General features: G+C 69.0%; 11 protein-coding genes. 7 read left to right on the top strand and 4 right to left on the bottom strand.

Translation table 11 applies throughout. The features are described 5' to 3' along the window. Positions 1 to 30 precede the first annotated feature (30 nt). From D6682_04115 to prmC, 5 genes are all read left to right on the top strand, one after another. A complete protein-coding gene (locus tag D6682_04115; protein ID RMH51609.1) occupies positions 31 to 873 on the top strand; it encodes an A/G-specific adenine glycosylase in 843 nt (280 codons plus the stop codon). A 98-nt stretch (positions 874 to 971) separates the two neighbouring features. Further along, the gene (locus tag D6682_04110) at positions 972 to 1,319 is read left to right on the top strand and encodes a hypothetical protein (protein RMH51578.1); all 348 of its coding nucleotides are present in this window, start codon (positions 972 to 974) and stop codon (positions 1,317 to 1,319) included. Positions 1,320 to 1,323: 4 nt separating this feature from the next. Next, on the top strand, positions 1,324 to 2,694 hold the full coding sequence (locus D6682_04105; GenBank protein ID RMH51577.1) for a glutamyl-tRNA reductase: 1,371 nt from the start codon (positions 1,324 to 1,326) through the stop codon (positions 2,692 to 2,694). Next, positions 2,672 to 3,754: a peptide chain release factor 1 gene (prfA, locus tag D6682_04100; protein ID RMH51576.1), complete on the top strand. Its 1,083-nt coding sequence runs from the start codon at positions 2,672 to 2,674 to the stop codon at positions 3,752 to 3,754. Before D6682_04105 ends, prfA begins: the two co-directional genes overlap by 23 nt. Further along, positions 3,735 to 4,670: a peptide chain release factor N(5)-glutamine methyltransferase gene (prmC, locus tag D6682_04095; protein RMH51575.1), complete on the top strand. Its 936-nt coding sequence runs from the start codon at positions 3,735 to 3,737 to the stop codon at positions 4,668 to 4,670. Before prfA ends, prmC begins: the two co-directional genes overlap by 20 nt. Here prmC and D6682_04090 read toward each other — a convergent pair. The 4 genes from D6682_04090 to D6682_04075 form a co-directional block, all read right to left on the bottom strand. Then, the gene (locus D6682_04090; GenBank protein RMH51574.1) at positions 4,628 to 6,016 is read right to left on the bottom strand and encodes a peptidylprolyl isomerase; all 1,389 of its coding nucleotides are present in this window, start codon (positions 6,014 to 6,016) and stop codon (positions 4,628 to 4,630) included. The genes prmC and D6682_04090 overlap by 43 nt on opposite strands. Then, positions 6,007 to 7,545, bottom strand: a complete 1,539-nt coding sequence (locus tag D6682_04085; protein ID RMH51573.1) for a glutamine-hydrolyzing GMP synthase — start codon at positions 7,543 to 7,545, stop codon at positions 6,007 to 6,009. Before D6682_04085 ends, D6682_04090 begins: the two co-directional genes overlap by 10 nt. Before the next feature lie 4 nt (positions 7,546 to 7,549). Continuing rightward, positions 7,550 to 9,022, bottom strand: a complete 1,473-nt coding sequence (gene guaB / locus D6682_04080) for an IMP dehydrogenase (protein ID RMH51572.1) — start codon at positions 9,020 to 9,022, stop codon at positions 7,550 to 7,552. Positions 9,023 to 9,352: 330 nt separating this feature from the next. Continuing rightward, positions 9,353 to 10,291, bottom strand: coding sequence for a potassium channel protein (locus D6682_04075; GenBank protein ID RMH51571.1), 939 nt, complete (start codon positions 10,289 to 10,291; stop codon positions 9,353 to 9,355). A gap of 256 nt (positions 10,292 to 10,547) precedes the next feature. Between D6682_04075 and D6682_04070 the strand changes: the two genes are divergently transcribed. Both D6682_04070 and D6682_04065 read left to right on the top strand, forming a co-directional pair. Then, on the top strand, positions 10,548 to 11,075 hold the full coding sequence (locus D6682_04070; GenBank protein RMH51570.1) for a glycine zipper 2TM domain-containing protein: 528 nt from the start codon (positions 10,548 to 10,550) through the stop codon (positions 11,073 to 11,075). 5 nt (positions 11,076 to 11,080) lie between these two features. Further along, positions 11,081 to 11,737, top strand: coding sequence for an electron transport complex subunit E (locus tag D6682_04065; protein ID RMH51569.1), 657 nt, complete (start codon positions 11,081 to 11,083; stop codon positions 11,735 to 11,737). Positions 11,738 to 11,757: the final 20 nt, after the last annotated feature.

Here is an 11,757-nt window from a genome sequence, read left to right as displayed (position 1 = left end):
GACCCCTACCGCATCTGGATCTCCGAGGTCATGCTGCAGCAGACCCAGGTGGCCACCGTGCTGCCCCGCTTCGATACCTGGCTGGCGCGGTTTCCCGACCTACCGACGCTGGCCGCCGCCGACGAGGCGGAGGTGCTCAAGGCGTGGCAGGGGCTGGGCTACTACCGGCGGGCGCGGCTGCTCCACGCCGCGGCCGGGCAGATCATGCAGCGCCATCACGGGCGCTTCCCCGAAGCGTTCGCCGAGATCCTCGCCCTGCCCGGCATCGGTCGCTCCACCGCCGGCGCCATCGCCTCGATCTGCTTCGGACAACGCCGGCCGGTGCTCGACGCCAACGTACGCCGGGTGCTGACCCGCTGGCATGATGCCGCAACGGCCGCAGACAGCACGTTGTGGCGGCTGGCCTCACATGCCATCGGGCGCGCGCCCGACCCCGCCGAGTGGAACCAGGCGATGATGGAGCTCGGCGCCACCCTCTGCCGGGCGCGCACCGCCGCCTGCGGCGCCTGCCCGCTGCGGCCCGTTTGCGCCGGCGCCGACCGGCCGCTCCAGCCCGCGCCGGCGCGGGCTGGAGCGGCCGTGCGCGATCTGCACTGGCGCGTTTCCATCCACCGCCATCCCGAGCGCGGCATCTGGATGGTGCGGCGCCCGGCGGATGCGATCTGGGGCGGCATGTGGACACCGCCGATCGAGCCGATCACACCGACGGCGGATCGCCGCCCCGACCTGCTCCACCGCCTCACCCACCGCCGGCTCCACCTCTATCTCCTCTGCACCGATGCTCCGCCCGATCCCCCGGGGCGGTGGGTCCACCCGGACGAGGTCGCCCTTCCCACCGGCATCCGGCGGCTGCTGGAGCGCGCCCCCCAGTAGCCCCCAGTAAGGAGGGCGCAACGCCGCGCCGGCGCGTTGACCGGGGCGGGGGAAGAGGGGAAGATTCGCCAATGGCCCATTGCGACGCCGGAGCACCGTTGACCATCACCCGCACCGCCGCCCAGCGGCTGATGCACTACGGCCTGACCGGCATGAACGACCGGGCGATCCTGCGGGGGCGGTTCCACATCAGCGCCGACCGCTGCATCGATCGGATCCGGCCGCCGGAGGAGGAGGCCCGAAGACCGGATGAAGGCATCTGGCTCTGCCACCGCGCCCATCCGTCCGAAGCGCTCTACCGCGAGGTGCAACACGAACAGGACGGCCAGCTTCTGCTTCTGCTCGATGTCGCGACCAAGGGAAGGCTCGACTTGACCGCCGCCTGTTGCGACCACCCCTCCGCCGGGCTGAGGCCGGTGCCCCTCACCCTGGTCGAGCAGGGCTGATCCGATGCGCATCTGCCACATCGGCCTCAACCACAAAACCACCCCGATCACCCTGCGCGAACGGCTGGCCACGCCGGAGGCCGAGATTCCGGAGGTGCTGCGCCGGCTGGTCGACCACGAGGCGGTGCGCGAGGCGCTGCTGCTCTCCACCTGCAACCGGGTGGAGATGACCCTGGTCACCCACAATCCCGAGGCGGCCATCGCCATCGCCCACCGCTGGTTCGCCGACCGGGCCGGAGTCTCCCTGGCCGCCATCCAGCCCCACCTCTACTCCTACACCACCGAGCAGGCGGTGCGCCATATCTTCCGCGTCGCCGCCGGGCTCGATTCGCTGGTGCTGGGCGAGCCGCAGATCCTGGGGCAGGTGAAGGCGGCCTACGACCAGGCGCTCAACGCCAAAACCGCCGGCCACATCCTCCACCGCCTCTACCAATCCACCTTCGCCGCCGCCAAACGGGCGCGCAGCGAAACGGCGATCGGGCGTCAGTCGGTCAACGTCGCCGCCTGCGCCGTCGAGCTGGCCCGGCAGATCTTCGGCGACCTGGAGAACAAGACGGTGATGCTGCTCGGCGCCGGCGAGATGGCCGAGCTGGCCGCCCGCCACCTCTACAGCCACGGCTGCAAGCACATCCTCGTCGCCAACCGGACGCTGGCCCGCGCCGAGGCGCTCGCCGCCGGGTTCGCCGGCCACGCCTTGACGCTCGATCAGCTGGGGGATTTCCTCGACGCCGCCGACATCGTCATCTCCAGCACCAGCGCCTCCACCTACGTGCTGATGCCCCACATGATCGAGGCCGCCCTCGACAAGCGGCACGGCCGGCCGATGCTGCTGCTCGACATCGCCGTGCCGCGCGACATCGATCCGCGCATCGACGAGATCGACGACGTCTACCTCTTCGACGTCGACGACCTGCAGCAGGTGGCCGACGGCAACCGGTCACAGCGCGAACGGGAGTCGCTGCAGGCCGCCCATCTGCTGGACGAGGAGGCGGCTCGCTTCTTCAACTGGCTGAAGTCGCTGGAGTCGGTGCCGCTGATCCGCGCCATCCAGCAGCAGAGCGACGCCGCGCGCCGCGAGGAGCTGGCCAAGGCCGCCCGCCACCTGAAAGGGCTCGACGAGGCGCAGATGCAGGCGGTGGAGCGCTTCAGCATCGCGCTGACCAAGCGGCTGCTCCACCCCACGCTGAGCGCGCTCAAGCACCTGCCCGAGGACATCGAGGGGGACATGCTGATGGGGGCGGCCCGCACCCTCTTCGACCTTCACCCCGTCCGGGAGGAGTCGCAGGGTGGAGACGGGCGAACCAGAGCCGCCGCCGGGGGACGAATCGCCCCTGCACACCCACGGGAGGGGGATGAACGCGCAACACCTCGATGAGCTGCTCCGCCGCCATCGTGCGCTGACGAGCGACCTCGCCGATCCGGAGATCACCGCCGACCCCAAGCGATACACCGAGCTCTCCCGGGAGTATGCACAGCTCGAGCCGGTGGTGGCGGCGATCGAACGGCTGCGCGCGCTGGAGCGGGAGCTGGCCGAGAATCGCGCTCTGCTCGACGACCCCGAGTGCGACGGCGAGCTCCGGGCGCTGGCCACCGACGAGATCGAGCGGCTCAAGGGGGCGCTGGAGGAGCAGCGGCGGTCGCTGACGCTGCTCTTGCTGCCCAAGGATCCCAACGACGAACGCAACGTCATCCTCGAGGTACGCGCCGGTACCGGCGGGGAGGAGGCGGCGCTGTTCGCCGCCGACCTCTTCCGCATGTACAGCCGCTTCGCCGAACGGCGCGGCTTCCGCCGTGAGATCCTCTCGGCCAACGAGACCGGCATCGGCGGCTACAAAGAGATCGTCGCCCAGTTCTCCGGCGCCGGCGCCTACGCCGCCTTCAAGTTCGAATCGGGGGTCCACCGCGTGCAGCGGGTGCCGGCCACCGAGACCCAGGGTCGGATCCACACCTCCGCCTGCACGGTGGCGGTGCTGCCCGAAGCCGACGAGGTGGAGGTGGAGATCCGGCCCGAGGAGCTGCGCATCGACGTCTACCGCGCCTCCGGCCCGGGCGGGCAGTGTGTCAACACCACCGACTCGGCGGTGCGCATCACCCACCTGCCCAGTGGCATCGTGGTCACCTGCCAGGACGAGAAGAGCCAGCACAAGAACCGCGCCAAGGCGATGAAGGTGCTGCAGGCCAGGCTGCTCGACAAGCTGCAACGGGAGGCGCGCGACGCCAGGGCCGAGGAGCGCAAGGGGATGGTCGGCAGCGGCGACCGCTCCGAGCGGATCCGCACCTACAACTTCCCCCAGGGGCGGGTGACCGACCACCGGATCAACCTCACCCTCTACAAGCTGGAGCAGATCCTCGACGGCGAGCTGGACGAACTGGTCGAAGCGCTGCTCGCCCACCACCAGGCGGCGCAGATGGCCGGTGGCTCCAAGGCCGGATAGCGACCGCCCGCAGCCGACCCTGCGCCGGGCGCTCGCCGCCGCGACCGAGCGGCTGATCGAGGCCGGCTGCGAGACCGCCGCGCTCGACGCCCGCCTGCTGCTGCAGGCCGCCTGCGGCCTCGGCCACGAGGCGCTGATCATGCGGATGGAAGAGCCGCTTCCCCCGACGGCCGCCGACCGGCTGGAGGCGATGGTCGCCCGCCGCGCCCGGCGCGAGCCGATCGCCTACATCCTCGGCTACCGCCACTTCTGGAAGCAGCGCATCCGCTGCGACCGGCGCGCGTTGATCCCCCGGCCGGAGACGGAGCTGCTGATCGAGGCGCTGCTCGCCCGGCTGCCCGAGCGCCAAGCCCCGCTTCACCTGTGCGACATGGCCACCGGCAGCGGCTGCCTGGCGGTGGCGATGGCGATGGAGTATCCCCACGCCACCGTCCACGGCTGCGACCTGTCCAAGGAGGCACTGGAGCTGGCCGGGGAGAACATCACCGCGTACGACCTGCAGGCGCGCGTCAGCCTGCACCACGGCGATCTCTTCGCCGCCCTGCCGCCGGCGACCCCGCCCTTCGACGCCATCCTGTGCAACCCCCCCTACGTGGCGCGCGACGAGCTGGCGGCGCTGGCGCCGGAGCTGGCCTATGAGCCGCGCATGGCATTGACCGACGAGAAGGATGGCGCCTCCATCCTCCGGCGGCTGCTGCATGAGGCGCCGCGCTGGCTGCGCCCCGGCGGCTGGCTGATCGTCGAGACCGGCGCATGCGGCCTGCCAAAGCCTTCGCCCGATGCCTCCTTGCGGCTCGATGAGCGGATCTTCGACCTCGCCGGCCTGCTGCGCGGCGGCGTCTGGCGACGGGTGGAGCAGGAGGAACGGCCGGTTCAGCCGTCGGCCGGGGCGGCGCTCCTCCCGCCGGATGCGTGATGCGGGGTGTGGTCCGGAGCCACACCGCAGCTCCTGCGCTCGACCACGGTATTCTGCCGCAACGAGGCCAGCCAACGCGGCATCTGATCGCGCAACTCCAGTGCACGCAGCTGCTGCTCGATCTTCGGCTTGTGCACCTCGAAGGCATTGGGATCGACATGGCGCCGTCCCACCACGCGGATGATGTGCAGCCCGAAGGAGGTCTCGACCACACCGCTGGTCCCCCCCACCGGCAGCGAGAAGGCGGCCTGCTCGAAGGGCTTGGCCATCTCGCCTCGGCGGAACCAGCCGAGATCGCCTCCGCGTTCGCTGCTCGGCCCCTGGGAGATCTCCTTCGCCCGGGTGGCGAACTCCTCGTCGCTCGCCTTCTTCATCTCCTGCGCGATCTGCTCGGCACGGTAGCGGATCCGCGCCCGCGTCGCCTCGTCGGCCCCCTCCGGGATCCGCAGCAGGATATGGCGGGCGTGCACCTCGTCGTAGGGCTTGCCCACCTTCGGCTTGTGCCACCGCTCATCGGTGATCTGGATCAGGTTCATGCCGTCGGCAAGACGGATCGGAGCACTGACCGACCCCACCGGCCCCTCGAGGAACTTGCGCAACGGCTTCGGCATCGCACCGGGGAAGTGCCAGCCGAGATCGCCGCCGCTGGAGGCGCGCGGCCCGTCGGAGAGCAGCGGCGCCAGCGCGGAGATCTTCTCCCCCCCGATGATCCTCCGCCTGATCCGCTCCAGCCGGCGACGGGCGCGCTCCACCCGCTCCGGTGTCGGCTCGGAGGGCAGCGCCAGCAGGATGCGCGCCAGACGGACCTCCCGCATCGGCTCGGGATTGGCCAGGTACTTGCGGTAGTACTCACGCATCGACTCTTCGCTCACCTGGATCTTGCTGCGCAGATCGACATCGACCACCTTGTTGATCAGCAACTGCCTGCGCAACTGCTCCCGATAGTCGGCGAAATCGACCCCCTGCATTCTGAGCACGTCGGGCAGTGAGCCGGCGGGGATGTTGTTGCGCTGCTCGACCTCGGCCATCGCCTGCTCGATCTCGTCATCGTCCACCTTCAGCTTCAACTGGCGCGCCCGCTGCAACTGGAGCTGTTCGTCGATCTTCGCCCGCAATACCCGCCGCTCCACCTGCGGCCGCGGCGGCACCGGCGAACCTGCCATCTTCAACTGGCGGATCATGGTGTCGACCGCCTGTTCGAACTCATAGCAGGTGATCGCGCCGGTGCCGACCACCGCCGCCAGCGCGTCGAGCCGTTCGGCGTCCGCGGGGGGGGCGGACAGACCCGCCACCACCGCTCCAAAAAGCGCCGCCAGCCCCCTCCTCCGCACCATTGCTACTCCCATTCGATCGTCCCCGGCGGTTTGCTGGTCACGTCGTACACCACGCGATTGATCCCCTTGACCTCGTTGATGATGCGGTTGGCGATGCGGGCGAGCAGGGCATGCGGAAGCTCGGCGAAATCGGCGGTCATCCCGTCGGTCGACTCCACCGCACGCAGCGCGATGCACTCCTCATAGGTGCGCTCATCCCCCATCACCCCGACCGAGCGCACCGGCAGCAGCACGGCGAAGCTCTGCCAGATGCGGTGGTAGAGGCCGGCCGCCTTGATCTCCTGCAGCACGATGGCGTCGGCCCGGCGCAGCCGATCCAGCTTGTCCCGATCGACCGCTCCCAGGCAGCGGATGGCCAGCCCCGGCCCGGGGAACGGCTGACGCCCGACGATCTCTTCGCTGATGCCCAGCTCGCGCCCCAACTCGCGCACCTCATCCTTGAACAGCTCGCGCAGCGGCTCGACCAGCTCCAGCCGCATCCGCTCCGGCAGGCCGCCGACGTTGTGGTGGCTCTTGATCACCGCGCTCGGCCCCTTGAAGGAGACCGACTCGATCACATCGGGGTAGAGGGTGCCCTGGGCGAGGAAATCGACCCGGCCGATCCGCCTGGCCTCCTCCTCGAAGAGAGCGATGAACTCCCGTCCGATGATCTTGCGCTTTCGCTCGGGATCGGTCACCCCGGCAAGCCGCGCCAGGAAGCGGTCGCCGGCGTCAACCACCCGCAACGGGATGTGGAACTGCTCGCGGAAGAGCTCCTCCACCTGCCGGGCCTCGCCCAGGCGCAACAGTCCGTTGTCCACGAAGACACAGACGAGCTGATCGCCGATCGCCGCATGGATCAGCACCGCCGCCACGGTGGAGTCGACCCCGCCGGAGAGGGCGCAGAGCACCCGCCCCCCGCCCACCTGTTTGCGGATCCGGGCTCTGGCCCGCTCGATGTAGGAGCCCATGGTCCACGAACCGCTGCACCCACAGATCACGCGGGCGAAATGGGAGAGCAGCGCCCCCCCCTCCGGGGTGTGGACCACCTCGGGATGGAACTGGATGCCGAAGAGCCGCCGGCCATGATCGGCGATCGCCGCGTGGGGGGCGTTGCCGGTATGGGCGACGGTGACGAAGCCGGCCGGCGGCTGCTCGATGCGGTCGCCGTGGCTCATCCACACCTCCATCTCCGCCGCCCCCCGCCAGGGGGCGAAGAGGTCGGAGGCGTCGTCGATCACCACATGGGCGCGGCCGAACTCGCGCCGCTCGGCGTGTCCGACCCGGCCGCCGAGCAGGCGGGTCATCAACTGCATGCCGTAGCAGATCCCGAGCACCGGCACGCCGAGATCGAACAGCGCGGGATCGACCGTCGGAGCATCCTCGGCCAGCGCCGAGGCGGGCCCGCCGGAGAGGATGATGCCACGGGCGCCGAAGTCGCGGACGAAATCGAGCCCCACCGTGCAGGGGTGGATCTCACAATAGACGCGGGCCTCACGCACCCGCCGCGCGATCAGCTGGGTGTACTGCGACCCGAAGTCGAGGATCAGCAACCGCTCCATCGGGCTACTCCTGCCGGTAGTTGGGCGCCTCTTTGGTGATCGTCACGTCGTGGACATGGCTCTCACGCAGGCCGGCGCCGGTGATCCGGACGAAACGGGCGCGCCGGTGCATCTCCTCGATCGACGCAGCACCGATGTAGCCCATCGCCGCCCGCAGCCCGCCGACCAGCTGATGAATCACCTCTGAGAGCGGCCCGCGGTAGGGAACCCGCCCCTCGATCCCCTCCGGAACCAGCTTCATCGCCTCGTCGACATCGCCCTGAAAGTAGCGATCCTTGCTGCCGCGCTCCATCGCGCCGATCGACCCCATACCGCGATAGGCCTTGAAGGTGCGCCCCTGGTAGAGGATCTTCTCCCCGGGCGCCTCCTCGGTGCCGGCGAACATCGAGCCGAACATCGCCGTGCGCGCGCCGGCGGCGATCGCCTTGGCGAAGTCGCCGGAGAACTTGATGCCACCGTCGGCGATCACCGGCACGCCGGCCGCCTCCGCCTCCCGGGCGCACTCCATCACCGCGGTGAGCTGCGGCACCCCCACCCCGGCGACAATGCGGGTGGTGCAGATCGATCCCGGGCCGATCCCCACCTTGACCGCATCGGCTCCGGCGTCGACCAGATCGCGCACCGCCTCAGGGGTGGCGATGTTGCCGCCGATCACCTGCACCCCGTCGCCGTAGCGCCGTTTGATCTCGCGCACCTGGCCGATCACCCCGGCCGAATGGCCATGGGCGGTGTCGACCACCACCGCATCCACCCCCTCGGCGCAGAGCGCCTCGAGCCGCGCCAGCTCCCGCTCACCGACACCGATCGCCGCCGCCACCAGCAACCGGCCGTGATCGTCGCGCACCGCGTTGGGATGGGTGGTCGACTTGACCAGATCGCGCACCGTCATCATCCCCTGCAACCGGCCGAACTCGTCGATGATCGGCAACTTCTCGATGCGATGTTTGTGGAACAGCGCCTTGCACTGCTCCGCCGATGTCCCCGGCGGTACGCTGACCAGCCGCTCCTTCGGGGTCATCAGCTCGGCCACCCGCTTGCCCAGATCGGTTTCGAAACGGATGTCGCGGTTGGTGATGATGCCGCACACCTTGCCGTCGCCATCGAGCACCGGAAAGCCGGAATAGCCGTGGTCGTGCGACAGCGCCAGCACCTGCTCCAGGGTCATCCCCAGCGTGACGGTCAGCGGATCCTGCACCACGCCCGCCTCGAACCGCTTGACCCGCCGCACCTCCCGGGCCTGCTCGTGCACACTCATGTTCTTGTGGATCACCCCGATCCCCCCCTCCTGCGCCAGGCAGATGGCGGTGGAGGATTCGGTCACCGTGTCCATCGCCGCCGAGACCATCGGGATATTGAGCCGCAACCTGCGGGTGAAGCGGGTGGTCAGATCGACGGCGCCGGGCAGCACCGAGCTGGCCTGCGGCACCAGCAGCACGTCGTCGAAGGTCAATGCCTCGCGGATGGTGGAAACGGTCATGGTGGTCGGTTACTCCTAATGGAACCGCAAAAAGTCCATCCGTGGACTTTTTGCTTGACGGGGATCGAAGAGCGCGGTCTTCGATCCCCTTACAAATCCGTCGCTTGCATGCGCAAGCTTCGGATTTGCGCGGCCGTCCTGGCCGCGATGATGCTTTCTTGCGAAACCATCACTCCTGATCGAATCGCAAAAAGTCCGTCCGTGGACTTTTTGCTTGACGGCGATCGAAGAGCGCGCTCTTCGATCGCCTTACAAATCCGTCGCTTGCATGCGCAACCTCCGGATTTGCGCGACCATCCTGGTCGCGGATGCCGACTTCTTGCGAAGTCGTCATTTCCGATCCGATTGCGTTGCCTCCCCCCGCGGAGCCTCCGCCCGACCGGCGGCCGCCTCAACCCCTCTGTCCCGTCGATGGAAATCGGGCTTCTCATCGACCGGATCACCGATCTCCAGCCTGATGCCGCAATGCGGGCAGTAGATGTGATCCTCGGCCACGCTGTGGTTGCAGGCGGGGCAGTGGATCTGCTCGTAGAGGTGGCGCCCGACCCGGACGGAGACCACCGCCGTGGCCATGGCGAACATGGTGATGCCCGAGAGGATCACCGCCACCGCGATCAGACGCCCCGCCGCCGTGGTGGGGTAGAGATCGCCATACCCCACCGTGCTCATGGTCACGAGGCTCCACCACGCCCCCTCGAAGGCGGTATGGAAGGTCTCCGGCTCGACGATGTAGATCAGGTTGCCGGCGAAGAGCGACATCAGGATGATGACCGAGAGCACCGCCAGCATCAGATGCACCACGTCGGTGAGCGAGCGGAAGAGGGCGGTCAGCGCCGGCAGATAGCTGGTCAGCTTGATCAGGCGGACCACACGCAGCAGCCGGATCACCAGCGTCGAGTCCTCGCCGATCAGCAGCGGCAGGACGGCGGTGAGATCGACGATGCCGTTGAAGCTGAAGATGTAGGTGAAGGGGCGCCGGGCGGAGTAGACCCGCAGGAGATACTCCACGGCGAAGACGAAGGTGACCAGATCCTCGAACAGCCCCAACGGCCGGGCGTAGTGGTCGTGGTAGTAGGGCACCGAGTCGGTCATCGAGATCAGCACCGCCGAGAGGATGAAGACTCCGATGGTGTAGTTGACGATCCGCCCGATACGGCAGGTGAAATCGAACAGCATCACGTTGAGCCGCTGCCGCCAACTGCGGGCGGCCCACCAGCCGGGAACACCCGGCGGCGGAAGATGCGCCGTCTCTTCGGGGTCGATCACCACCGCCCAATGCTAGCCGGGCCGAAGGGACCTGAGAATGGCGCGCCGCCCCCGGTCGGAGGGGCGGCATCCGGTTGACAGCGGCACGGACCCGTGGGACCATTCCCCTGCGTCCGGCCACGCCGCTGCAAGGAGGCTGCGGTACAGCGTGCCGGGCCTGCGGCCGCAGCCGCGGCCGCCAGATCCGAAGGGGTCGAGCAGACGCCTCGATCCACCGTGATGCTGCAGGCTCCATGGACGGACGTTTTGCGACTCGATCATGACGGATTCTGTCCCCATCCTCCCACGCATCGCCGCCGCCGTGCTGGCGCTCTTCGCCCTGCCCTCCCTGCCCGCGCCGGCGACGGCGGCCGACAGCGGCGTGCTCGGCGCCCTGATCGGCGCCGGTGCCGGTGCGGTCATCGGCCATCAGGTCAACCGCCGCGGCGGCGCAGGTCAGGGCGCGATCATCGGCGCCCTGGGCGGTTACCTGCTGGGCAAGCAGATCGGCAAGGGCAACGCCCGGCCGCCGGCGCAGGCCGCGCCGCGCAGCTTCGACGATTGCGCCGCCGCCGAACGGCAATACAACGCCGCGCTCAAGACACGCGATATCGAACGGAAGGTCTACCTGCTGCAGAACAGCGTCCGCCTCTGTACCGGCAGCGCCCTCTACCACAACGACCTCGGCGTCGCCTACTACCAACGCAACCGCCCCTACGACCGCGACCGCGCCCGTGCCGAACTGGAGCAGGCGCTGCGCATCGATCCCGACTACCAGGTGGCACGGCAGAACCTGAACGCGCTGTAGCGGCGATGCCCTCCCCCGGCCACCACGGCGGCGCCGCCAGCGCAACACCCCTGCCCACCGCCGGAGGCAGGCGGGCGATCCTGTTCGACGGGCTGTGGCACAACAACGCCGTCTTCGCCCAACTGCTCGGCATGTGCCCGCTGCTCGGCGTCACCACCACCGCCGCCAACGGCTTCTGGATGGGGGTGATCACGCTGGCGGTGCTGCTCGCATCGAACAGCGCGGTCTCGCTCATCCGCGGCTTCGTGCCGCGTGAGGTGCGCATCCCGACCTACATCACCATCATCGCCTCCTTCGTCACCGTCTCCGGCATGGCGATGAACGCCTGGATGCACGACACCTACCTGGTGCTGGGGCTCTTCATCCCGCTGATCGTGGTCAACTGCACCATCCTCGGCCGCGCCGAGGCCTTCGCCAGCAAGAACCGCCTCTCCGACGCGGTAATCGACGCCTTGGGAATGGGGCTGGGCTTTACGGGGGCGCTGGTCACCCTGGGCGCGCTCAGGGAGCTGCTCGGCAAAGGGAGCCTCTTCGGCATCAACCTGCTCGGCGCCGACTACCCCGGGGTCATCATGTTCATCCTGCCGCCGGGCGCCTTCATCGCGCTGGGGTTGATCCTCGCACTGGTCAACCGGATCAATGCCCGCCGCACCGCTGCATAACGGGGGAACGGGAACGGCAA

The organism is Zetaproteobacteria bacterium (assembly GCA_003696765.1).
Taxonomy (GTDB): domain Bacteria; phylum Pseudomonadota; class Zetaproteobacteria; order Mariprofundales; family J009; genus RFFX01.
This window is presented reverse-complemented; position numbering and strand designations above follow the sequence as displayed.

Bases quoted from the DNA above. Each gene is read 5' to 3' on its own strand.
- D6682_04085 (RMH51573.1), bottom strand. From the start codon at position 7,545: ATGGAGCGGTTGCTGATCCTCGACTTCGGGTCGCAGTACACCCAGCTG.
- D6682_04105 (RMH51577.1), top strand. From the start codon at position 1,324: ATGCGCATCTGCCACATCGGCCTCAACCACAAAACCACCCCGATCACC.
- guaB (RMH51572.1), bottom strand. From the start codon at position 9,022: ATGACCGTTTCCACCATCCGCGAGGCATTGACCTTCGACGACGTGCTG.
- prfA (RMH51576.1), top strand. From the start codon at position 2,672: ATGAACGCGCAACACCTCGATGAGCTGCTCCGCCGCCATCGTGCGCTG.
- D6682_04090 (RMH51574.1), bottom strand. From the start codon at position 6,016: ATGGGAGTAGCAATGGTGCGGAGGAGGGGGCTGGCGGCGCTTTTTGGA.
- D6682_04115 (RMH51609.1), top strand. From the start codon at position 31: ATGCTGCAGCAGACCCAGGTGGCCACCGTGCTGCCCCGCTTCGATACC.
- D6682_04070 (RMH51570.1), top strand. From the start codon at position 10,548: ATGACGGATTCTGTCCCCATCCTCCCACGCATCGCCGCCGCCGTGCTG.
- D6682_04065 (RMH51569.1), top strand. From the start codon at position 11,081: ATGCCCTCCCCCGGCCACCACGGCGGCGCCGCCAGCGCAACACCCCTG.